17 protein-coding genes and 4 pseudogenes are annotated in these 22,502 nt (G+C 71.6%); 14 read left to right on the top strand and 7 right to left on the bottom strand.

Annotated features, from left to right (window positions below):
* Positions 1-141 precede the first annotated feature (141 nt).
* Positions 142-2,688 (bottom strand): HAD-IC family P-type ATPase, encoded by a 2,547-nt coding sequence (locus BJF83_RS05830; RefSeq protein WP_394329299.1) that lies wholly within the window; start codon positions 2,686-2,688, stop codon positions 142-144.
* Between the two features lie 241 nt (positions 2,689-2,929).
* Here BJF83_RS05830 and BJF83_RS05825 point away from each other — a divergent pair.
* The 3 genes and pseudogenes from BJF83_RS05825 (at position 2,930) to BJF83_RS05815 (ending at position 4,699) form a co-directional block, all read left to right on the top strand.
* Positions 2,930-3,713: pseudogene (locus tag BJF83_RS05825) on the top strand (NRDE family protein).
* A gap of 228 nt (positions 3,714-3,941) precedes the next feature.
* Complete coding sequence (locus BJF83_RS05820; RefSeq protein ID WP_075925493.1) at positions 3,942-4,325, top strand: hypothetical protein; 384 nt, start codon at positions 3,942-3,944, stop codon at positions 4,323-4,325.
* A gap of 182 nt (positions 4,326-4,507) precedes the next feature.
* Positions 4,508-4,699: a hypothetical protein gene (locus tag BJF83_RS05815; protein ID WP_075925492.1), complete on the top strand. Its 192-nt coding sequence runs from the start codon at positions 4,508-4,510 to the stop codon at positions 4,697-4,699.
* Between the two features lie 13 nt (positions 4,700-4,712).
* On the opposite strand, the gene BJF83_RS05810 is transcribed toward BJF83_RS05815, so the two are convergent.
* Complete coding sequence (locus tag BJF83_RS05810) at positions 4,713-4,976, bottom strand: hypothetical protein (protein WP_262391347.1); 264 nt, start codon at positions 4,974-4,976, stop codon at positions 4,713-4,715.
* A gap of 213 nt (positions 4,977-5,189) precedes the next feature.
* Here BJF83_RS05810 and BJF83_RS05805 point away from each other — a divergent pair, with 213 nt between their 5' ends.
* The 3 genes and pseudogenes from BJF83_RS05805 (at position 5,190) to mshC (ending at position 7,488) form a co-directional block, all read left to right on the top strand.
* Positions 5,190-5,951 (top strand): Scr1 family TA system antitoxin-like transcriptional regulator, encoded by a 762-nt coding sequence (locus BJF83_RS05805; protein WP_075925491.1) that lies wholly within the window; start codon positions 5,190-5,192, stop codon positions 5,949-5,951.
* Positions 5,948-6,025: pseudogene (locus BJF83_RS30360) on the top strand (DUF397 domain-containing protein); the annotation flags it as partial. The gene BJF83_RS05805 and the pseudogene BJF83_RS30360, both read left to right, overlap by 4 nt.
* Before the next feature lie 239 nt (positions 6,026-6,264).
* Positions 6,265-7,488: a cysteine--1-D-myo-inosityl 2-amino-2-deoxy-alpha-D-glucopyranoside ligase gene (mshC, locus tag BJF83_RS05795; RefSeq protein WP_075925489.1), complete on the top strand. Its 1,224-nt coding sequence runs from the start codon at positions 6,265-6,267 to the stop codon at positions 7,486-7,488.
* 126 nt (positions 7,489-7,614) lie between these two features.
* On the opposite strand, the gene BJF83_RS05790 is transcribed toward mshC, so the two are convergent.
* On the bottom strand, positions 7,615-8,136 hold the full coding sequence (locus BJF83_RS05790; RefSeq protein ID WP_075925488.1) for a nitroreductase family deazaflavin-dependent oxidoreductase: 522 nt from the start codon (positions 8,134-8,136) through the stop codon (positions 7,615-7,617).
* Between the two features lie 117 nt (positions 8,137-8,253).
* Here BJF83_RS05790 and BJF83_RS05785 point away from each other — a divergent pair, with 117 nt between their 5' ends.
* Together BJF83_RS05785 and BJF83_RS05780 are read left to right on the top strand one after the other, a co-directional pair.
* On the top strand, positions 8,254-9,456 hold the full coding sequence (locus BJF83_RS05785; protein WP_075925487.1) for a hypothetical protein: 1,203 nt from the start codon (positions 8,254-8,256) through the stop codon (positions 9,454-9,456).
* Between the two features lie 107 nt (positions 9,457-9,563).
* A complete protein-coding gene (locus BJF83_RS05780) occupies positions 9,564-9,980 on the top strand; it encodes an ABATE domain-containing protein (RefSeq protein ID WP_143831802.1) in 417 nt (138 codons plus the stop codon).
* A gap of 41 nt (positions 9,981-10,021) precedes the next feature.
* Here the strand turns inward: BJF83_RS05780 and BJF83_RS05775 are convergent, their stop codons facing one another.
* The 3 genes from BJF83_RS05775 to BJF83_RS05765 all read right to left on the bottom strand — a co-directional run bounded on the left by BJF83_RS05775 (position 10,022) and on the right by BJF83_RS05765 (position 11,949).
* On the bottom strand, positions 10,022-10,423 hold the full coding sequence (locus BJF83_RS05775) for a thiol-disulfide oxidoreductase DCC family protein (protein WP_075925485.1): 402 nt from the start codon (positions 10,421-10,423) through the stop codon (positions 10,022-10,024).
* Between the two features lie 49 nt (positions 10,424-10,472).
* Entirely contained in the window at positions 10,473-11,024 is a 552-nt protein-coding gene (locus BJF83_RS05770) for a hypothetical protein (protein ID WP_158070338.1), read from the bottom strand.
* An 85-nt stretch (positions 11,025-11,109) separates the two neighbouring features.
* Positions 11,110-11,949, bottom strand: coding sequence for a PAC2 family protein (locus BJF83_RS05765; RefSeq protein ID WP_075925483.1), 840 nt, complete (start codon positions 11,947-11,949; stop codon positions 11,110-11,112).
* A gap of 362 nt (positions 11,950-12,311) precedes the next feature.
* Between BJF83_RS05765 and metH the strand changes: the two are divergent.
* The 3 genes and pseudogenes from metH (at position 12,312) to BJF83_RS05750 (ending at position 17,493) form a co-directional block, all read left to right on the top strand.
* Positions 12,312-15,784: pseudogene (gene metH, locus BJF83_RS05760) on the top strand (methionine synthase).
* Positions 15,785-16,068: 284 nt separating this feature from the next.
* Positions 16,069-16,764: an HAD family phosphatase gene (locus BJF83_RS05755; RefSeq protein WP_075925482.1), complete on the top strand. Its 696-nt coding sequence runs from the start codon at positions 16,069-16,071 to the stop codon at positions 16,762-16,764.
* A gap of 204 nt (positions 16,765-16,968) precedes the next feature.
* Complete coding sequence (locus BJF83_RS05750; RefSeq protein ID WP_075925481.1) at positions 16,969-17,493, top strand: cellulose synthase; 525 nt, start codon at positions 16,969-16,971, stop codon at positions 17,491-17,493.
* Positions 17,494-17,578: 85 nt separating this feature from the next.
* On the opposite strand, the gene BJF83_RS25935 is transcribed toward BJF83_RS05750, so the two are convergent.
* A complete protein-coding gene (locus BJF83_RS25935; protein WP_083678432.1) occupies positions 17,579-17,920 on the bottom strand; it encodes a hypothetical protein in 342 nt (113 codons plus the stop codon).
* A 417-nt stretch (positions 17,921-18,337) separates the two neighbouring features.
* On the opposite strand from BJF83_RS25935, the gene BJF83_RS05740 reads away from it, so the two are divergent.
* The 3 genes and pseudogenes from BJF83_RS05740 (at position 18,338) to BJF83_RS05730 (ending at position 22,349) form a co-directional block, all read left to right on the top strand.
* Positions 18,338-19,393 (top strand): ABC transporter permease, encoded by a 1,056-nt coding sequence (locus tag BJF83_RS05740; RefSeq protein ID WP_075925480.1) that lies wholly within the window; start codon positions 18,338-18,340, stop codon positions 19,391-19,393.
* Between the two features lie 100 nt (positions 19,394-19,493).
* Positions 19,494-21,244: pseudogene (locus BJF83_RS05735) on the top strand (ABC transporter substrate-binding protein).
* 91 nt (positions 21,245-21,335) lie between these two features.
* Complete coding sequence (locus BJF83_RS05730) at positions 21,336-22,349, top strand: ABC transporter permease (RefSeq protein WP_075925526.1); 1,014 nt, start codon at positions 21,336-21,338, stop codon at positions 22,347-22,349.
* The last annotated feature ends 153 nt before the right edge of the window (positions 22,350-22,502 follow it).

Genomic DNA, 22,502 nt, shown 5'->3' with positions numbered 1-22,502 from the left:
GGACCCGCTCGGCCAGTTCGGGCACGGGGCCGTCCACGGCCGCGCCCGGGACGGCCCCGCCGGGTCCCTTCCCAGGAGTACGCGACCGCGATCCCGCCCGGAGGCCCTGCGGCCCGGGGCGCGGGCCGGACCGCGGCGGGGTCAGCGGCCGACGGGGACGCGTTCCATCTCCGGATCGTCCTCGGCCGCCCGCGCCCGCGCGGCCATCCGGTCGTCCACCACGCGGATGACGGTGATCACCGCGATCGCCACACCCGCCACCGCCAGTCCGGTGAGCAGCTTGCCCGGCTCGCTCACGTCCAGGTCGAAGAACCACTGCCCCAGCGGCGTCACCATGGCCAGGGTCAGCAACCCCACCATGGACCCCACCAGCACGACCTTCCACCACACGTACGGCCTGGCCACCAGCAGCAGCACCCACAGCGTGGTCGCGCACAGGGTGATCACCACCGCCGTGCGGTCAGCCGGCTCGGGCACCGTGCGCCCGCCCAACACCAGCAGGTAGGTGGTCACCGCGGCCAGACCGGCCACCAGCCCCGCCGGGGCCGCCAGGCGCAGTGTGCGCAGGACGAATCCGGGGCGGGCGATGTCGGTGTTGGGCGCCAGCGCCAGGAAGAACGAGGGGATGCCGAACGTCACCGCGTTGATCAGGGTGGCGTGCCGGGGGAAGAACGGGTAGGCCACGGCCAGCAGCCCCACGACGGTCGCCAGCGTCATCGAGTACACGGTCTTGGTGAGGAACAGGCCCGCGACGCGCTCGATGTTGCCGATCACCCGCCGGCCCTCGGCCACCACGCGCGGCAGCGCCGCGAACCGGTCGTCCAGGAGCACCAACTGGGCCACCGAACGCGACGCCGGGCTGCCCGACCCCATCGCCACGCCGATGTCGGCCTCCTTGAGCGCGAGCACGTCATTGACCCCGTCACCGGTCATCGCCACCGTGTGCCCGCGCCGACGCAGACCGCGCACCATGTCGCGCTTGCGCTCGGGCGTCACCCGGCCGAACACCGAGCGCCGCTCGACCTCCCGCGCCATGTTTTCCGCCGACTCCGGCAGGTCCCGGGCGTCGACCGGCCGCTCCGCCCCGGCCAGGTCCAGCTCACGGCCGACCGCACCCACCGACGCCGCGTGGTCGCCGGAGACGATCTTGACGTCCACACCCTGCTCGGCGAAGTAGTCCAGCGTCGGCGCCGCGTCCTCGCGCACCCGCTGGTCCAGCACCACCAGCGCCGCGGGCCGCACGGGTCCCGGCGCGTCCTCGGCGTCGACCCGTCGTGCGGCGCGCGCCAGCAGCAGCACCCGGTGCCCCCGCGCGCCCAGCCGGGCCGCCTCGGCCGCCGCCGGGTCGTCCGGGGGGACCAGCACGTCGGCGGCCCCCAACACCCAGTGCTCCTCGCCGTCCGGGGCGAGCAGGCTGGCGCCGCTCCACTTGCGGGCCGAGGAGAACGGCGCGAGCGCGGTCACCGGCCAGTCGGGCGCCTCGTGCCCGTGGGCGGCGCACCCCTGGGCGATGGCGGTCATGCTCGGGTTCGGATCCGGGTCGCCGGCCGCCAGCGCCGCCAGGACCCGGGTGGCGGCGGGCCCGTCCCCTCCCCCCAGGTCGCGGACGCGCGCCAGGCGCATCCCCGCCTCGGTGAGCGTGCCCGTCTTGTCGGTGCACACCACGTCGACCCGGGCCAGACCCTCGATCGCGGGCAGTTCCTGCACCAGGCACCGGTGGCGGCCCAACCGGATCACCCCCACGGCGAAGGCGATGCTGGTGAGCAGGATGAGCCCTTCGGGGATCATCGACACCAGCGCCGCCACCATCCCGCGCAGCGCGTCCGCGAGCGGGCCGGAGACCTGACCGCCCGCGACCGGTTCGTCCAGGGCGACGTGCCCGCCCAGGACCAGCTGGCTGTAGACCAGCAGTGCGCCGATCGGGAACAGGGCGTAGGTGATCCAGGTCAGGATCCGGTCGATCCCCGACCGCAGCTCCGACCGGACCAGCGAGAACCGGCTCGCCTCCTCCGCCAGGCGGGCGGCGTAGGCGTGCCGTCCGACCTTCGTGGCCCGGAAGCGTCCGCTGCCGGACACCACGAAGCTCCCGGACATGACGGTGTCGCCGGGCCGCTTGGCGACGGGGTCTGCCTCGCCGGTCAGCAGCGACTCGTCGACCTCCATCCCCGCCGACCAGGTCACCACGCCGTCGACCACGACCTGGTCGCCCGTGCCCACCTCCAGGACCTCGTCCAGGACGATCTCCTGGGCGGCGACGCGCACCGTCGCCCCCTCGCGGACCACGCGCGGCCGGGCGGCGTTGACGATCGCGAGCCGGTCCAGTGTCCGCTTGGCGCGCAGTTCCTGGACGATGCCGATGAGCGTGTTGATCACGATGACCAACGCGAACAGCCCGTCCTGGACGGGGCCGATGACGGCGATGATGGCGAACAGCACCGCGATCATCGCGTTGATCCGCGTGAAGACGTTGCCCCGGATGATCTGGCCGACGCCGCGGCTGGCGCGCACGGGGACGTCGTTGGTGCGCCCCGCGGCCACACGTCGGGCGACCTGCTCCCGGCTCAGACCCGGTTCCGCCGGGGGGCGGGCCGGTCCGGCCCGTCCGGGGGAGGCCACGGCCGAGGCCGTGCCGGGTGGGGCGCCGCTGGCGTCCGGTCCGTCGCCGGGACGGTCGGGCTGGTCGGGCACGCGCTGCTCCTGTCGGGAACGGGTGGACGGGGGCGCCGCCGCGTCGTGTGCCCGGTGCTGGTGCGAGGGGGACGCGTCACGGCTGGAGCCAGACCAAGACTAGAAGAATCGGGACGCGCGCTCACTCAGGCGCACGCCCCGCGTCCTGGTGGTGTCCCCACCACCCCGGCCGCAATAGCGGTCGGCGGCGTGCTGTTGTATGAACGGGGACGCCGTCCAGGGACGAGTCGGGAAGGTCGCCATGTGTACTGTCATCGTCGGATTCGACCCCGGAGCGCACACCCCCCTGACCGTCGCGGCGATTCGCGACGAGATGAGGGATCGCCCGTGGGACTGGCCCGGTCGGCACTGGCCGGACCACCCGGCGCTGGTCGGGGGCCGGGACCGGTTGGCGGGCGGCACGTGGCTGGCGGTGGATCCGGGGCGTGGACGTGTGGCGGCGCTGCTCAACGGGTGGCCCTGGGACGGCCGGATGCCCTGGGAGAGCGCCTACCCGGCCAGTCGGGGGGACCTGCCCCTGCGCTCCCTGGCCGTAGCCGACCGTGACCCGCTCGACGGCGTGGACCCGACCAGGTACGCCCCCTTCCACCTCCTGGACGCCGACGCCCACAGGGCCGTGCTGCACAGCTGGGACGGCGCGCGGCTGGACGCCCGCCCCCTCCCCGTCGGGGTGAGCGTGATCGTCAACACCGGGCTCGACCCGGTCGACCCCCGCGCGCTGCGCCACGCCCCCGAGTTCGCGCGCACCCGGCCCGACCCCGCACGGCTGGCCGGTCTGACCCGCGTGTCCGACGTCTGGGGACGCTGGCCGGAACTGATCACGGCGGCCGCGCACGAGCGCCGCGTTCGGCGGGCGCCGACGACGGCGGCGACCCCTCGGGCCTGATCGCACACGCCGACCTTGGCGGCGGGCGGGTGTGGTCCACCGGGTCGGTGACCCTGCTGGCCGTCGACGGGGAGACCGTCCGCTACGCCTTCACCGACACCCCGGCCGACGCGGACGCTGGCGGTCGATCGACCTCTGATCCGCCGCGCGCCCGTCCCGGACGGGCGGCGCGGCGGCGGTCCCGGCCCCGCGTGGCATCACGGGTGGGCGGAGTCGGTGGGCAGTCTTCGCGATCGGGGTAGGAAAGACACTCCGAAACCGCATCATAAGCGGAGTGCAGGACCGTGTTCTCGGTGAACGGGGTCGAGGGACGCGTCGGGCGTCCCCGGTCGGCCCCGATCGCGACCCAGACCCGGAAGGACCACTGATGAACGCCACCCCCGCCCACGACCTCCCCCGTCCCCACGCGCTGACCCCGCACCACGACCCCGCCGAGCTCGTGGGGCGCTGGACGCGCGTGCGCGGCGACCACGGCGACCAGGTCGGAGTCCTCCTGCACGCCACCCGCTCCGTCGCCGCGCGGAGGTGGGAGTGGTCGCTGCGCACCCCGACCGGCGTCGTCACCGGCTCGGGCGACCTGCGCGCCGCGCCGCTCGGCGGACACGAGGACCGCGCGACGCGCTCGGCCCGGCGCAGACTCCGGGCGGCCCGCGCCGACCTCGCCGAGTTCGCCGACGCCGGTGACCCCGCCCTGGACGAGGCGACCTCCGACCTGGAGTTGCTGGAGCTGGAGTCGGCGGTCCACCCCTGACCCCCGGACTCGCGTCGGCGCCCGTGCCCCGCCCTCGGCAGGGCGCGCCGCGCCAGTGACCCACGGTGCGCCGCGGCACATTGGCCCCGGTAAACCCTCTGAGTGACCGAAGCGTCTCTCTGTGAGACGGCTCGGGTGTCGTCCCACGCGTGCGAGCGCGCGGTCGGGTACAGGGAGCGGCGATGCGGGGCGGACAGGGCGGGCGGATCGAGAGCGTCGCGTACTGGCTGCTCTACGTGGTCTCAGTGAGCGGCGCGCTGTTGCACTGGCGGCTGGGCGCGGTGCTGCTGGCCGGCGCCTGCACGGGTTCGGCCGTGCTGAGCGCTGTGCTGATCGCCCGCACACGCCAGCAGGACCTGGCCCCCGACCGCTGAGCCGGGCTTCTCGCTAACCGGTGCTCCTGCGGGGGAGCGGAGGGACGAAGCCGGCGCGCGTCTCGATCACCTGTTCCACGAGGATCTCCAGTCGCTCGCGCCGCACGTGCCTCCAGGTACCGTCGCGGTCCTGCCATCCCCAGGACCAACCGTCCTTCAGGCCGAGGGCGACGTCGCCGAGGTAGGAGGGTCCGATCAGCGCGCGGTCGACGTCCCATCCCCGCGTCCAGGGGAAGCGCCGCCATTCCAGGGTGAAGGCGAGTCCGCGTCGGACCATGAAGGCCTCCCGCGCTTCGGTGAAGGGGTCGAGCCTTTCCGGGGGCGTGATTCGGGTGTCCGGAATGCTGTGGATTGCTGGGTTATTCGCGTTTCGGCTCTCGCTGCCTTCGGTGTCGTTCATGGTTTCAGCGTGCCGCGAACCCTTAGGACTCCCACAGTTTTATCCATTAATCCCACAGTATCCCGGTAGCTCTTCCGGTACCTTGACCGTGTGTCTCCTACGCCGTTCTCAGATGAACTCACTCGTTGTCGCGAATCTCTGGGGCTCTCCCAGACACAGCTGGCAACTCGTTCGGGGTTGTCTCTGTCCAGCGTCAACCGCTGGGAACGGGGTGGATCCCTGCCAAAGCGGGAAACAGTAGAAAGACTGGACGCCGTCCTCAACGCGGACGGTGCTCTGTTGGCGCGCTACCAGGAGGCGAAGGACGGTTTTACCGTGCCTCCGTGGGCGCGTGACCTCGCATGGATCGAGGCCAAAGCCCGGACCGTCGAGGTTGTAGCCCCGGTTTTGGTTCCTGGGTACCTTCAATCGCCGACCTACGCTGAAATGCTGTTCCGTGCTGCCCAGCCGTGGCTCACCAGCGACGAGATTCGGAAGCTCGTGTCCCTGAGATGCCAGAGGTTGGAGCAACTCCCGAACCTCAGGGTCACCGCTGTCTTTCCAGTGTCAGCTCTGACGGCTGTTCCCGAGGAGGTTCGCAGAGAGCAGGTGGCGACTCTCCGGGGGCATGTCGCCGGGGGCCGTGTTGACCTGCATCTGGTTCCAGCAGGATCTGTGCTGTTGACACCGACGGCTCCCGTGATGGTGTTCCGCTTCGGGAACGGGGAACTCACGGCATCCTGCGACTACGCCACGGGTAGTGTCATAGCGGACGTCACGGAGCTACGGAAGTTGACTGCGATGACCACCACGGCCCTCGCGTCGGCGCTGCCTGTGGCGTTGTCCCTGGACACCCTGGAAGGTCTCGCATGATCACTGACGCTTGGATGAAGAGCAGCTACAGCCCCAATGGGGGTGATTGTGTCGAGTGCCGTTACGCGGACTCCCCGGAGGTCCGGGACTCCAAGAACCCCCAGGTGGGACACCTGACCTTCTCGCGTCGGAGTGGCGCGCGCTCCTGGAGACCCTGCGCTAGGACCCCCGGAGCCCCCGGCCATGGCCGGTCGGGGGCCTCGAACCCCGATCCGCGTCCCCCTATTCCCACCCTTCAAGGGGGGATCATCACCCGACGAACCCACCCTTCCGGGGGCGTTTGTCACACTGGTGTCCGGATAGTCTTCCGGGTATGCGTTCATGGTCTGCGCCTGACATCGTCCCCCTGCCGGGTACCGGCGGCCCGCTCCGCGTCCACGACACCGCCACCGGTCAGCTGCGGACGACGACACCGGGGCCGCGCGCCGGGATGTACGCCTGCGGCATCACCCCCTACGACGCCGCGCACCTCGGCCACGCCTTCACCTACCTGACCTTCGATCTGGTCAACCGGGTCTGGCGGGACGCCGGGCACGACGTCGACTACGTGCAGAACACCACCGACATCGACGACCCGCTCCTGGAGCGGGCCGAGGCGACCGGCGTCCACTGGCGCGACCTCGCCCACCGCGAGATCGACGTGTTCCGCGACGACATGGCCGCCCTGCGGATCATCCCCCCGGCCTCCTACGTGGGCGTCGTGGAGTCGGTCGACCTGATCAGCGACCTGGCCGCGCGCATCCGCGACACCGGCGCCGCCTACGAGCTGGACGGCGACCTGTACTTCTCCGCCGACGAGGCTCAGGGCTTCGGCGGCATCAGCCACCTGAGCCGCCGCGAGATGCTCGACCTGTTCGGGCAGCGCGGCGGCGACCCCCGGCGGGAGGGCAAGAAGAACCCGCTGGACTGGCTCCTGTGGCGCGCCGAGCGCCCCGGCGAGCCCGCGTGGGACAGCCCGCTCGGCCGGGGCCGACCCGGCTGGCACATCGAGTGCAGCGCCATCGCCCTGGACCGGCTCGGTCCGGCCTTCGACATCAACGGCGGCGGCAGCGACCTGATCTTCCCGCACCACGAGATGGGCGCCGCCGAGACGCGGTGCGCCACCGGCGGCCCCAACGCCCACAACCACCTGCACGTCGGGATGGTCGGCCTGGACGGCGAGAAGATGTCCAAGTCCCTGGGCAACCTGGTGTTCGTGTCCAAGCTGCGCGCGCAGGCCGTCGAACCGGCCGTCATCCGCGTGGCCATGCTCGCCCACCACTACCGGTCGCCCTGGGAGTGGACCGACGCCGAACTCCCGGTCGCCCGCGAGCGGGTGAAGCTCTGGCGCGCGGCCACCGCCCTGGGGTCGGCGCCCGACGCCGCCCCGGTACTGGCGGCCGTGCGCGCCGCCCTGGCTGAGGACCTGGACTCGCCCGGCGCCCTGGCCGCCGTGGACGCCTGGGCCGAGAGCGCGCTGAAGGAGGGCGGCGCCGACACCTCCGCCCCGGGGCTGGTACGGACCACGGTCGACACGCTGTTGGGCGTCGCTCTGTAGCAGGTCGTCACCGGCCCCGGTCGGCTGACCTTCGCCCGTCGACCTCGCCGCCCACCCCGCGCCGGTCGGCCCCGCCCGAGGATCGGACGGGCGTGGCGCCCCCGTCGCCGGCCGGGCCCCGGACCCTCAGGGGGCGTTGAAGTCGGGGTAGGGGGATCCGGAGGCGCGTTCGGGGAGGAGTCGCACGACCGGGACGCCCTCCACGGGGTCCGAACCCACCCGCGCGTAGTCCTCGGGCTCCTCGCCGACCTCGCGCCCGAGCGCCCTCATGAGCGCCTTGGCCGTGCCCGGGTGGCGCTCGGCGTAGTGGGCCAGCGCCCGCCCCGAGTCCTCGGGCGGCAGGGGCGCGGCCGTGCCCCGGAACCTCTGGCCGCCCACCTGGAACAGCACCCGGGGCTCGGCCCGGATGTTGCGGAACCACTGGGCGCGCGGGCCGTAGGCGGCGGCGACCAGCACCGCCCCGGTGCGGTCGTTGCGCCCCACGACCTCCAGCACCGCCTGCCGCGGCTCGCCGCTGGTGCGCCCCCTGTGCGTGAGCAGGACGAACCGGCGGCCCAGCAGCGGCCCCAGGCCGAGTCGGTACAGCCAGATCGGCGCTCGGACGGCGGCGCGCCGGAGCGGTGACCTCGGCGGCTCGGAGATCGTCATGGACGTCGGGCCTTCCTGTGCGGCGAGGGTCGGGCGGCACGAGTGTACGCAGGTGGCACGCCCAGTCCGGGGTCGCCACGCCCGTGGACCGTCGGCGCCGGGTGCCACAATCCCGCCATGCGTACAGGAACTGACGTACTCCACGAGACCGACTGGTCCCGGCTCCTTCACGCCCGCGGAACCGCCACGGACGCGCCCAAGGCGCTGGCTCCGCTGCTCGACTGGGACGAGGCGGGGTGGCGCGGCGCGCTCGACTACCTGTACGAGGCCGTCCTCGGCGGGGGCGGGGTGCATCCGGCGACGGCGCCGGCCGCCCTGTTCGTCGCCGGTCTGCTCGACCACCCGGTCGCGGACACGGTACCGCCCTGGGCGGGGCCGTGGCCGAGAACGCTGCGCGGGGTGCTCCTGGAGTTCCTGGGCGCCGCCGCGCGCGCCGCGTCCACCGATCCGTCCGACGAGGAGCCCGGGACCGCGGCGGAGGTCGACGCCACGCGGGCGGTGTACGCGGCGGTGGGACGGCGGGCCGTGCTCGACCTGCGTGCGGTGGCGCCCGCGCTGTACGACGCCGTGCGCCCCTACCTGACCGACGACGACCGGCACGTCCGTCAGCGGGCGGTGGAGGCTGCTGGCGAGTTCGCGTTCCTGGCCGGTCTGGAACCGGACCTGTCCGGGGCGGCGGATATGGCGGGGACCCGGGACGAGGGGGCTGCCATCGTCCTCGCTCTCGGGAGGAACGGCCGCGACACCACCGCCTATCTCACCCACGCCGATCCCGCCATCCGGGCCTGCGCCGCGCTGGCTCCGGCCCTGCGGGGCGACCCGTGCGCGACCGGGGAACTGGTGTCCGCGCTCCTGAGGGGAGAGGAGATCGAGTCGTGGTTCTCCGTGCGCCCCGGTGCCTTCGGCGGCCCCGTCAGGTCGAGCCTGGCGCGGGAACTGCGTGGGCGAGCCCGGGTGGGGGACCGCGCCGACCTGCTCGCGGTGGCGCGGGTGATGGTGGAGGTCACCGAGCCGGAGAGCCTCGCCGCGGACCTGTCCCCGTACGGGGCGCTGTTCGAACCGGTGGACGGCGCGCGGTGGCGGGCGGAGGATCTGACCGCGCTCCATCGGGAGTACCTGCGCGTCCTGGTCGACTCCGAACGGCTGTGGGAACGGGCCGACGAGGTGTCACGGGTGTCGCGGCGTGCCTGGGAGGAGGCGGCGGACCAACCGTACGCGCCCGCCTGGCGGCGGCTGTCCCGGGGGGAACTGCGACGCTTCCTCGACGCGCACGGCCTGCCCCAGGATCGAGAGGAGCTTCGGGCACTGGCCGAGGAGTGAGCGACGTGTCCGGAACGTACGGGGGAATCCGGTCGAGTCGCCGTATCGGGACCGCGATCCTCGGCGTTCTCCGGATTCTCCGGGCGGAGCGTGATCCAATGGTCACCATGACCACCCCCACACTCAGCGCCGCCGCACGACTCGTCCTCGACTTCGTCACGTCCGGCGAGGCGCTGTCCGACCGAGCCGACCTCGCGCGCTTCCTCCGGGAGCACCGACTGGCCACCGAAGGCGCCATACCGATCACCCTCAGCGACCTTGACGAGGCCCTGACGCTGCGCGCCGCCATGCGCGCCGTCCTGATCCGGGGAGAGGGGAACACCGGCGACAATCCCGACGTGATGGCGCGCGGTCAGCGGGTGCTCGACGGCCTGAGGGTCACCGTGCGGCTGCTCCCCGATGCGGACACCGCCTCGCCCCTGGCTCCCGCCGTGGTCGACGAGGTGCGCCGTGGGCTGGCGCGGATCGCGGGCGCCTGGGCGGCCCTTGTGGCAACGGGGGAGTTGCGCGACCTGCGCGTGTGACGCGCCGTGGGACCTCCGGCGCCCTCGGCTCCCGCCCGCGCTCAGCCCCCGTCGATCGCGCAGGCGGCGGTCCCGCCGGGCAGCCGATGGCGGTGGGCGGCCACCCACCGGTAGAGGGCGCGGTTGAGTGCCCGTAGGAGCGGCAGCCGGAGCACCCGGCCCAGGGGACGCGCGAGGAACCGGCCGTGGATCAGAACCTCGGCCACCGCGTCCCCGCCCGCGAAGCGGCGACCGTCGGGGTAGACGATCCACGCCTCCCGGTCGGCCCGCTCCGGAGTGAGGCCGACGGCGGCCAGGTCGAACTCCTGCCAGGCCACGAACGCGGTGCGGGTGCGCACACGGTCGCGGCCGAAGACCACCGCGCGCTGGCAGAAGCCGCAGTCCCGGTCGTAGAGGAACGTTCCGGCGCCGCGGATGTCGGGTCCCTCCGAGCGGTCGGTCATGCCTCCATGATGCCCCCTGACGGGCGCGGTGACCCCGTCCGGCCCCGCGCTATCCGCCGCGTGGCGGGGGCGCGATCTCGCTCGCGTTGCGCACGCGCTCCAGAGCCGGGGGCGCGTCCGGGGCCCGCAGTGCGGCCACCCGGACGACGAAGTGGGGCTCGACCATGGCGACGGCGGCCCACGCGTAGGGCGAGTGGAGGACGTCGCAGTCATAGGGCGCTCCGTCGATCCCGATCCGTGCCCGTGACCACGACGCGCCCAGGGGGTGGACGCGGGGCTCGGCGTCCGTGTCCCCCTCGGCCCGGCGCTGGAGGAAGTCGTGCCCCGACCCGAACCGCCGCACGTGGTCGCGCAGCGGCGGCCAGTCCACGTCCGGCCACCGCCGCGTCGTCACCTCCAATCCGGTCCCCTCGGCCTCGGCGACGCGGTAGCGCGCGGTGCACTCCAGCACGTGGTCGTGCAGCGGGGAGAATCCCACGTCCGCCAGGCGGCCCGTGCCCGACCTGCCCGCGGGCGCGAACAGGGGAAGGTCCGCCATGACGCGCTCCACGGAGACCGGTGCGGGCGTTCTCGACGGGAGTGTTGAGTCGCTGAACTCCATGCCGCCGATGCTAGTCCCGTGTCGGGAGACCTACTCGGTACCGACCCCCGTGGACTCGACGCGTCCCCCACCGGACCGTCCACGATCAGCCGTCGTCGCGGCGGCGCAGGTAGCGTTCGAACTCGCGGGCGATCGCGTCGCCGGACGCCTCCGGCAGTTCGGCGGTGTCCTTGGCCTCCTCCAGGCCGCGCACGTAGTCGGAGATGTCCTCGTCCTCGGCGGTGAGCTCGTTGACGTTGGACTCCCACGACACCGCCTCCTCGGGCAGGTCGCCCAGCGGCACCGTCGTCCCGAGGAGCTCCTCCACCCAGCCGAGCAGCGCCAGCGTCGCCTTGGGGCACGGCGGTTGCGCCACGTAGTGCGGGATGGCCGCCCACAGCGACACCGTCTCGATCCCGACCTCGCCGAACGTCTCGTGCGCCACGCCCACGATGCCGGTCGGGCCCGAGTAGGTGGTCGGCTCCAGGCCGTGTGCGTCGCCCAGCTCCACCGGCGAGGCGATGCCGGTCACCGGGATCGGCCGGGTGTGCGGCGCGTCGGCCAGCAGCGACCCCAGCATCACCGCGCGTTCCACGCCCAGCTGCCGCGCGATCGCCAGCAGGTCGGCCGTGTACGAACGCCACCGCATGTTCGGCTCGGGGCCGGACACCAGGACCACGTCGCGACCGGCGCCGGGCGGCGTGGCCAGCGCCACACGTGTGGTGGGCCACTCGACCTTGCCGACCAGACCGTCGACCACGGACATGCGCGGCCGGGTGACCTGGAAGTCGTAGTAGTCGTCCGGGGTGAGCGCGCACAGCTCACGGGCGTCCCACTCCCTGGACAGGTGCTCGACGGCGAGGGTGGCGGCCTCCCCGGCGTCGTTCCAGCCCTCGAACGCCGCCACCATGATCGGATCGACGAGCTCCCGGGTGAGCTTGATCATCGGCGGCCCCTTCCTGCGCGCGGACGGAGTCCACCCTATGGGGTGCCGCCCCGGCCTGGAAACCGGGATTCCCGCTGAGCGCGGACCTTCCCGACCTCCGCTCCGCCGGTGGACGCGTCGCGCGAACGGCCGGGAAACGAACCAAATTCCGTCTGATTGAACCCGTGCGGAGCGGGCCTGACGCGCATATCGTGGAACGCACGTCTCACATGGCGAAACGCCTGATGAGGTAGCCTCGCAGCCAGCGCTGCCGTGGACAGAGCCGTCCCCAGCGCCCGACCCGATCGCGCCGGGGTCGGCCCAGCTCCGCGCTCCGGCCGGCTGGGCCAACCCAGCGCGCCCAAGACTAGAGTTGCGGATTGATGAGAGCTCGCCTGACCTTCCGTGAAGCACTGTCCCAGCGTGTCATCGTCGCGGACGGAGCGATGGGCACCATGCTCCAGGCGCACGATCTCGACCTCGACCAGTTCGAGGGGCACGAGGGCTGCAACGACATCCTCAATCTCACCCGCCCCGACATCGTCCACGACACGCACGCCGCCTTTCTCGCCGTGGGCGCGGACTGCGTCGAGACCAACACCTTCTCCGCGAACTACGGCGGTCTGGCCGAGTACGGCATCCAGGACCGCGCCTACGAGATCGCGGAGGCGGGCGCCCGCGTCGCCCGCCAGGCCGCCGACGCCTACTCGACCCCCGACCACCCCCGCTACGTCCTGGGGTCGGTCGGCCCCGGCACCAAGCTGCCCACCCTGGGCCACGCCCCCTACGCCCTGCTGCGCGACCACTACGAGCAGTGCCACCGCGGTCTCATCGACGGGGGCGCCGACGCCATCCTCATCGAGACCTGCCAGGACCTGCTCCAGGTCAAGGCCGCCGTGGTCGCCGCCCAGCGTGCCCGCAAGGCCCTGCGCAGCGACATCCCGATCATCGCCCAGGTCACCATCGAGACCACCGGAACCATGCTGGTCGGCTCGGAGATCGGCGCCGCGCTGACCTCGCTGGCGCCGCTCGGCATCGACGTGGTCGGCCTGAACTGCGCCACCGGTCCCGCCGAGATGAGCGAGCACCTGCGCTACCTGTCGCACCACTCGCCCATCCCGATCTCCTGCATGCCCAACGCGGGCCTGCCCCAGCTCGGCGCGGACGGTGCGGTCTACCCACTCACCCCGGCCGAGCTGGCCGACGCCCACGACACGTTCACCTCCGAGTTCGGGCTGAGCATGGTCGGCGGCTGCTGCGGCACCACGCCCGAGCACCTGCGCCAGGTGGCCGAGCGCGTCCAGGGGCGCGGGATCAGGAACCGCAGGCCCGTGGTCGAGGCCGCGGCGTCCTCGATCTACCAGAGCGTGCCACTGCGCCAGGACGCCAGCTACCTCGCGGTCGGCGAGCGCACCAACGCCAACGGCTCCAAGAAGTTCCGCACCGCCATGCTGGAGGAGCGCTGGGACGACTGCGTGGAGATGCGCGCGACCAGATCCGCGACGGCGCCCACCTGCTCGACCTCAACATCGACTACGTGGGCCGCGACGGCGTGCGCGACATGCGTGAGCTGGCATCGCGCTTCGCGACCTCCTCGACCCTGCCGATCATGCTCGACTCCACCGAGCCCGCGGTCCTGGAGGCCGGGCTGGAGGCGCTGGGCGGTCGCGCGGTGATCAACTCGGTCAACTACGAGGACGGCGACGGCCCCGACTCGCGCTTCACCCGGATCATGGGGCTGGTCAAGGAGCACGGCGCGGCCGTGGTCGGACTGTGCATCGACGAGGAGGGCCAGGCCCGCACCGTCGAGTGGAAGCTGCGCGTGGCCACCCGCCTGATCGAGCAGATCACCGGTGAGTGGGGCCTGCGGACCGGTGACATCGTCATCGACTGCCTCACCTTCCCCATCACCACGGGGCAGGAGGAGACCCGCCGCGACGGCATCGAGACGCTCGACGCCATCCGCGAACTCAAACGGCGCCATCCCGACGTGCAGACCACGCTCGGCCTGTCCAACCTGTCGTTCGGCGTCAACCCGGCGGCCCGCATCGTGCTCAACTCGGTGTTCCTGCACGAGGCGGTCGAGGCGGGGCTGGACTCGGCGATCGTGCACGCCTCCAAGATCGTGCCGATCAACCAGATCCCCGACGAGCAGCGCGAGGTCGCCCTCGACCTGGTCTACGACCGCCGCACCGACGACTACGACCCGCTGGCGCGGTTCATCGACATGTTCGAGGGCGTGGACGCCACGTCCATGAGGGCCTCGCGCGCCCAGGAGCTGGCCGCCCTGCCGTTGTGGGAGCGCCTGGAGCGGCGGATCGTCGACGGCGAGCTCGCCGGGATCGAGGCCGACCTGGACACCGCGCTGGCGGACAAGCCCGCGCTGGCGATCGTCAACGACACCCTCCTGGAGGGGATGAAGACCGTCGGTGAGCTGTTCGGCTCCGGCCAGATGCAGTTGCCGTTCGTCCTCAAGTCCGCTGAGGTCATGAAGAGCGCGGTCGCCTACCTCGAACCGCACATGGACAGGACCGACGACGATGGCAAGGGCCGCATCGTCCTGGCCACCGTCAAGGGCGACGTCCACGACATCGGCAAGAACCTCGTCGACATCATCCTGTCCAACAACGGCTACGACGTCGTCAACATCGGGATCAAGCAGCCGGTCTCGGCGATCCTGGAGGCCGCCGAGCGCGAACGCGCCGACGTCATCGGCATGTCCGGGCTGCTGGTCAAGTCCACGGTCATCATGAAGGAGAACCTCCAGGAGATGAACTCCCGGGGTCTGTCCGAACGCTTCCCCGTGCTGCTGGGCGGCGCGGCGCTCACCCGTTCCTACGTGGAACAGGACCTGGCGCAGATGTACGACGGGCAGGTCCGCTACGCCAAGGACGCCTTCGAGGGGCTGCGCCTGATGGACAGCTTCATGGCCGTCAAGCGCGGCGAGGAGGGCGCCGAGCTGCCCGCCCTGCGCCAGCGCAGGGTGCGCCGGGGCGCCGTGCTCGCGGTGACCGAGCCCGAGGACATGCCCGCGCGCAGCGACGTGGCCACCGACAACCGGGTGCCGACGCCGCCGTTCTTCGGCGACCGGATCAGCAAGGGCATCCCGCTGGCCGACTACGCCGCCTTCCTCGACGAACGCGCCACGTTCATGGGCCAGTGGGGGCTCAAGGCCTCCCGGGGCGGTGACGGACCCTCCTACGAGGAGTTGGTGGAGACGGAGGGCCGCCCGCGGATGCGGATGTGGCTGGACCGCATCCAGACAGACGGCCTGCTGGAGGCGGCCGTCGTGCACGGGCACTTCCCCTGCTACAGCGAGGGCGACGACCTCGTGGTGCTGGACGAGGACGGCGGGGCCGAGCGCACGCGCTTCACGTTCCCGCGTCAGCGCCGCGACCGCCACCTGTGCCTGGCCGACTTCTTCCGTCCCAAGGAGTCGGGGGAGCTGGACGTGGTGTCCTTCCAGGTCGTGACCGTGGGTTCGGCGATCAGCCGGGCCACCGCCGCGCTGTTCGAGAAGAACGCCTACCGCGACTACCTCGAACTGCACGGGCTGTCGGTCCAGCTGACCGAGGCGCTGGCCGAGTACTGGCACACGCGGGTCCGGGCCGAACTGGGCTTCGCGGGCGAGGACCCGGCCGAACTGGAGGCCTTCTTCAAGCTCGGCTACCGGGGCGCGCGGTTCTCCCTCGGCTACGGGGCCTGCCCCAACCTGGAGGACCGGGCCAAGATCATGCGGCTGCTGGAGCCCGAGCGGGTGGGGGTCACACTGTCGGAGGAGTTCCAGCTCGTGCCCGAGCAGGCCACCGACGCGATCGTCATCCACCACCCGGAGGCGACCTACTTCAACGTCTGACCGGAACCGGCAGGGCGGTGACGTCGGTCTTCGGTGCCCGGCCCCGCCCCCGTGAGCAGGACGTGTGTCCGCCGACCAGGCTCCGAGGGGCCGGTTCCCGCGCGCCGGGCGGCACCGAGTGTTCGGGGCGCGGACGGTCACACTTCACGCCCCGGGCGTCCGCGGGCGGCCACGCCCGTGGGACCCTGGGCGATCCGTGGGCGCACCGATTCAGGGGCGTGCGAACGACACGAGAGGGGAGAGCGTGGCGGCGGTCCGCCGAGAGCGGCCGTGCCACCGAGAGCATGACTGAACCGAGGACGACCGGCGGCCGGACGGCCGGGGAACGCCGCCTCCAGGCGGTGCTGTTGGACATGGACGGGACGCTCATCGAGAGCGAGCACCTGTGGGGGGAGTCCGAGGCCGAACTCGTCGCGGAGTTGGGCGGCGTGTGGGGTGATCAGGACCACGAGCGCAACGTCGGCAACGCGGCCGAGCCCGTGGGCCGGTACATCGTGGAGCTGACCGGGGCGGATCTGACACCGCGCGAGGTCGCCGACCTCCTCTATGAGAAGTTCCGCGCCAAGCTGGAGGGCGGCGCCGAGCTGCGTCCGGGGGCCAAGCAGCTGGTCACGATGGTGGCTGACGCGGGCATCCCGGTGTCGCTGGTGACCTCCACCGAGCGCGCGTTGGTCGGCGCCGCGATCGGCGGGATCGGGCTGGAGAGCTTCGACGACTCCGTGGCCGGTGACGAGGTCGGTGCGAACAAGCCCGACCCGGACCCCTACCTCGTCGCCGCCCGGCGGCTCGGCGTGGACCCCCGCCGCTGCGTGGCCTTCGAGGACTCCGTGGTGGGTGTGGCCTCCGCGGCGTCGGCGGGCTGTGTGACCGTCGCCGTGCCCAACCACGTGGAGATCGCCCCGCGCGAGGGCGTGGTCCTGCGGGAATCGCTGGTGGGCGTGGATGTGGACTGGCTGGAGTCGCTGGTCGCCGACCGCTGACCCCAACCCGCCGACGCGGGGCCGTGACGCGGGGCGTCGCGGCCCGGGGCCGCCGGTCCCCCGCAGCGCGGCCGGCGGCCGGTCCGGTACGCGGCGGGACGTCCGGGTACGGTGGAAGCGGGGCCCCGGGCGGGTGCCGGACCGGGGAAGTCCCTAAGGGATCGGCCTGATGCGCGCGACGGCGCCGGATGGGAGACTGGCGACATGTTCGAGCTGCCTGAGAACCTGCCCGTCTCCGATCTGGCCGTGGGCGCGGTGCTCACCGGACTGGGGCTGATCGTCTCCTTCCTCCTCTGGCGCTGGAGGGGCGCCGCCTCGGGCGTGCGCGGCATGGCCTGGTCGCTGGTGCCCCTGGCCGTGGCCCTGCTCGGTCTGATGAGCGTGGTCTGGGAGTTCGTCCGCGGGGTCGCGGGCGTCGTGACGGGGCTGCTGTTCAGCCCGCTGGTGTGGGCCGGAGTGGTCCTTTCCGGCCTGGCCGTGGTCCTGTACGTCGCCTCCGGGGTCATGCGTTCGCGGGGCGTGGGCACCGCGCCGCGCTCCGGAAAGGGCACGTCGGCGGAGGGCGCGAAGGCCGCGGACGCCGCCAAGGGCTCCGGCGGACCCGCAGCCGGAGCCGGAGGGGCCAAGCCCCAGGTGGGCTCCGCCTCGGGGAAGAAGGCCGCGCCCGCCGACGACCTCTCCGACCTCGGCGACATCGAGGAACTCCTGCGCAAGCGCGGAATCGACTAGAAGGCGGGGATTCCCCATCCTCGGCGGCGCCCATCGCCCGTTCCTCGCTGCGCGGCCCGCCTCGCCCGCCCGTCTCCCACCACCCTCAGCGGACGCCCACGGCCCGGTCCATCAGCTCCATCCACCGGGCGCGCTGCTCCTCGGTGATCGGCAGGCCCCGGTGACCGAGGAGCAGTGCCTGGTGTCCGCCGAGCCGCTCGGTGCGCTCGGCCGGACCACCGAAGACCTCGGCCAGCCACACCGCCACGTGCTCGCGGTGCTCGGGGGTGAAACCGGCGAAGACCGGGGCCGGCAGGGGGTCCGTCAGGACACGATGCGGGCGGCGGCACCGCCGCCCGGGACACGGGCTCGGACGACTTCTCCCCGGGCATAGCACTTGCCATAGCTTGCCATCTTTCGGGCGGATTGCCCTGAAATCAGGGCGCATCGTGAGCTGGCGCTACGGATCGGTATCCCCAGGTCACCACCGTCATCCGACGAATGCGAAGTTTGTCGATGTGTGTGGATTAATGAGTTCCTTGTCATGATTTATCACGATTCAGATACATGATGTGGAACTGGACGAAATGTGCCTGACGGGCGAGTAGGTTGGTCGCTGTGTAACAGCCAGGGCGGTATCGCTTCGAGGGTGTCCAACTCCACGCGGAGTGCGGGCGCGACCGAGCGGCCGTGCCCGGCGCGACGGAAACACCCCTCCCGTCGCCGCCGGTTCCGCCCACGCCAGCCCGCGTCGAGATCCGACCGGCCCCACCGTGAGGCCCCCCGTGGGTCGACCGCAGGTCTCACGCACGGGTATCAGTCACCGCTCGGCCAGAAGCGTATGAGTGGAGAGAGTGGTGTCCCGATGAGCGCGCCCTCGCAAGCCCCCGAGTCGGCGGACGGGCCGACCGCAGCGGACGCCGTCGAGGAGTCCGGGGCCGGTCACGGCGGAGCGGACAACCGCTCCCTCCGGCAGATCGCGTGGCAGCGGCTTCGGCGCGACAGGGTCGCGATGGTCTCCGGCGTGATCGTCGTCCTGCTCATCCTCGCCGCGATCCTGGCGCCGCTCCTGACGAAGTGGTTCGGCTACCCGCCCACCGAGTACCACCAGGACCTCATCGACGCCTCCACCCGGCTCCCCTACAAGGACCCGGAGAACCCCTACGACCCGGTCACCGGTTTCGCGGTCACCGACCCGTGGGGCGGCATCAGCGCCGACCACTGGCTCGGCGTCGAACCCACCACCGGCCGCGACCTGCTCAGCCGACTGCTCCACGGCGCGCAGATCTCCCTGCTCGTCGCCTTCCTGTCCACCCTCGTGTGCGTCGCGATCGGCACCGTCCTGGGCATCGTCGCGGGCTACAAGGGCGGCTGGATCGACACCGTGATCAGCCGGGCCATGGACATCTTCCTGGCCTTCCCGCTGATGCTGTTCGCCATCGCCCTCGTCGGCGTCATCCCGGACGGCTTCCTCGGCCTGACCGGCAACGGCCTCAGCGTCGGCGTCATCGTCTTCATCATCGGGTTCTTCAACTGGCCCTACATCGCCCGCATCGTCCGCGGCCAGACGCTCTCCCTGCGCGAGCGCGAGTTCGTCGAGGCCGCCCGCAGCCTGGGCGCCGGGAACCGGCACATCCTGGTCAAGGAGATCCTGCCCAACCTGGTCACGCCGATCCTCGTCTACTCGACGCTGCTGATCCCCACCAACATCCTGTTCGAGGCGGCGCTGAGCTTCCTGGGCGTGGGCATCAACCCGCCCACCCCCAGCTGGGGAAAGATGCTCTCCGAGGCGATCCCGTTCTACCAGAGCGGCCCCTACTTCATCGTCTTCCCCGGCCTGGCGATCTTCATCACCGTCCTCGCGTTCAACCTGTTCGGTGACGGTCTCCGCGACGCTTTCGACCCCAAGACCTCGGACTGATCCGCGTCCGGGCGGGGCGGGCGACCGCCCACCCCGACCAGGCGCGGATCGACCCGCGGACCCACCCATCCCCTTTCAGGTTCGGTAGAGAGGCAGTCCCTTGAGGAAACGCACACTCGGCTTCGTCGCGCTCGGCGCGGCGGCGTCCATCTTCCTGTCCGCGTGCGGCGGCGGCGACGCCTCGGGCGGCGGCGACGCGGCCGGAGTCGGCTTCAACGCCGCCGAGAACGATGTCGTCAACCCGTCCGACGCCACGGGTGGCACCCTGCGCTACGCGATCCAGGCGGACTTCGACTCGGTCGACCCGGGCAACACCTACTACGGCTTCAACTGGAACTTCTCGCGTTACTTCGCGCGCACCCTGCTCGCCTACAACCCGGAGCCGGGCGAGAACGCCACCGACCTGGTCACCGACACGGCCGCGGGCATGCCCGAGCCCAACGAGGACTTCACCGAGTGGACGGTGCGGATCCAGGAGGGCCTCCGGTACGAGGACGGTTCGGAGATCACCGCCCAGGACATCAAGTACGGCATCATCCGTGCTGACTTCAACGGCGGCGCCCTGACCAAGGGCCCGAGCTACTTCGCCCAGAAGCTCGACGCCGACGAGGACTTCAACGTCTACGAGTCCTCCGACCCGCTCGGCGAGTTCGACGCCATCGAGACGCCGGACGACCACACACTGGTCTTCCACCTCAAGGACAGCTTCTCCGAGTTCCCGAACCTGCTGATCCTGCCGCAGACCGCTCCGGTCCCGCTGGACGCGGACACGGGAGAGCTCTACCAGCAGCACGTCGTCTCCTCGGGCCCGTACAAGTTCGACGGGGACTACGAGCCCGGCGTCCAGCTCAACCTCGTGCGCAACGAGGAGTGGGACGCCGAGACCGACCAGATCCGCACGGCCCTGCCGGACCGCGTCGAGGTGGAGATCGGCGTCAACCAGGACGAGATCGACGAGCGACTGGTCAACGGCGACCTCGACGTCGACCTGCAGGGCACCGGTGTGGGCCCGGCCATGCACGGCCGCCTGGCCGCGGACGAGTCCGCCCGCCCGAACATCGACAACCTGTACTCGGGCGCCACGCGCTTCGTGAGCATCCACATTCCGGTGATCGAGGACGTGGCCTGCCGCCAGGCGATCATGTACGCCGCCAACCGCGACAGCATGCACCGCGCCTGGGGCGGCGAGCTCGGCGGCGACATCGCCACCAACCTGATCCCGCCGCAGATCCCGGGCTCCAACCCGGAGAGCGACCTGTACCCCTCCGAGGACAACACGGGCGACCTCGACGCCGCCCGCGAGAAGCTGGAGGAGTGCGGCGAGGAGGACGGCTTCGAGACCGTCATCGCCGTCCGCGAGGGCCGTGAGAAGGACGAGCAGACCGCCGAGGCCCTCCAGGAGGCCCTGTCCCGCGTCGGGATCGATGTCACCATCGAGACCTACCCGGCCGGCGACTTCTACGGCCAGTACGCCGGTTCCCAGACTTCGTCCGCGAGAACAACATCGGCCTGAGCGTCTCCAACTGGATCCCCGACTGGGCCACCGGCTACGGGTTCGCCCAGCCGATCACCGACGGCCGCGCCATCGTCGCAGCCGGCAACTACAACATGGCCGAACTCGACGACCCCGAGGTCAACGAGCTGTGGGACCAGGCGGTCCAGACCGAGGACCCGGACGAGCGGGCCGCGATCTACGAGCAGGTCGACACGCTCGTCCTGGAGCAGGCCGCCATCCTGCCCGTGGTCTTCGACCGCGCGATGTTCTACCGCTCCACCGAGCTGACCAACGTCTACTTCCAGCCCGGCTACGCCATGTACGACTACATGGCCCTGGGCGTGGACCGCGGTTAGTCACCACCCGCCACGTTCCGAACTACCACGACAAGGCAGGTGAAGGCGGCGGGGCCCCGCGACCCCGCGGGTGTCCCCGCCGCCGACCGCGATGCTGACCTACATTCTCCGCCGACTCGGTGCGGGCCTGTTGCTGCTCGCCATCGTCACGATGGTCACCTTCTGGATCTTCTTCGTCCTGCCCAAGTGGGCGGGCGTGACGCCGGAGGGCATGGCCGCCATGTACGTGGGCAAGGCGCCCACCCCTGAGGCCCTGGCGGCCACGGTGGAACGGCTCGGGCTGGACAAGCCGATCGCCGTCCAGTTCTACGACTTCGTCCGGACGCTGCTCCTGGGCACCGAGTACACCTTCGGCCGGTCGACGGTGGAGTGCGCGGCGCCGTGCCTGGGCTACTCGTTCACCACCAACACCCCCGTCCTCGGGCAGATCATCGACCGGCTGCCGGTCACGATGTCCCTGGCCGCGGGCGCGGCCGTCATGTGGGTCGTCGGCGGAGTGGCCGTGGGCGTGCTCTCGGCCGTCAGGAAGGGCAGCGTCTTCGACCGGATCGCCATGTCGCTGGCGCTGGTCGGCGTCTCGCTGCCGATCTACTTCACCGGTCTGCTCTCCCTGTCGTTCCTGGTGCACACCTGGAACCTCTTCCCGGTTCCGCGCTACGTGCCCCTGACCGAGGACCCCCTCGCCTGGGTCCAGGTGATGTTCCTGCCCTGGGTGACGCTGGCGTTCCTGCACGCCGCCCAGTACGCGCGCCAGACCCGCGCGGGCATGCTGGAGACCCTGGGCGAGGACTACATCCGCACCGCCCGAGCCAAGGGCCTGAGCGAGCGCCGGGTCATCCTCAAGCACGCGCTGCGGCCCACGCTGACGCCGATCGTCACCATCTTCGGCCTCGACCTGGGACTGGTGCTCGGCGGCGCCATCCTGACCGAGAAGACGTTCTCGCTCAACGGCATCGGCAAGTACGCGATCGACGCCATCATCGCCAAGGACCTCCCGGTGATCCTCGGCGTCACCCTGGTGGGCGCGTTCTTCATCGTCGTGTGCAACCTGATCGTCGATCTGCTGTACCCCGTCGTCGATCCGCGGGTGCGGATCGCGAAGTAGTGCGCCCGGCGCAGTACCTGACCAACGAACGAAGGAATCTGACATGGCCTCGACCGAGCCCGTCGTCCGGGTGGACGACCTGCGGGTGACGTTCCCGACGATGGACGGGGACGTCCACGCGGTGAACGGGTTGTCCTTCGAGGTGCCCCGTGG

The organism is Nocardiopsis sp. CNR-923 (assembly GCF_001942255.1).
GTDB lineage: Bacteria > Actinomycetota > Actinomycetes > Streptosporangiales > Streptosporangiaceae > Nocardiopsis.
This window is presented reverse-complemented; position numbering and strand designations above follow the sequence as displayed.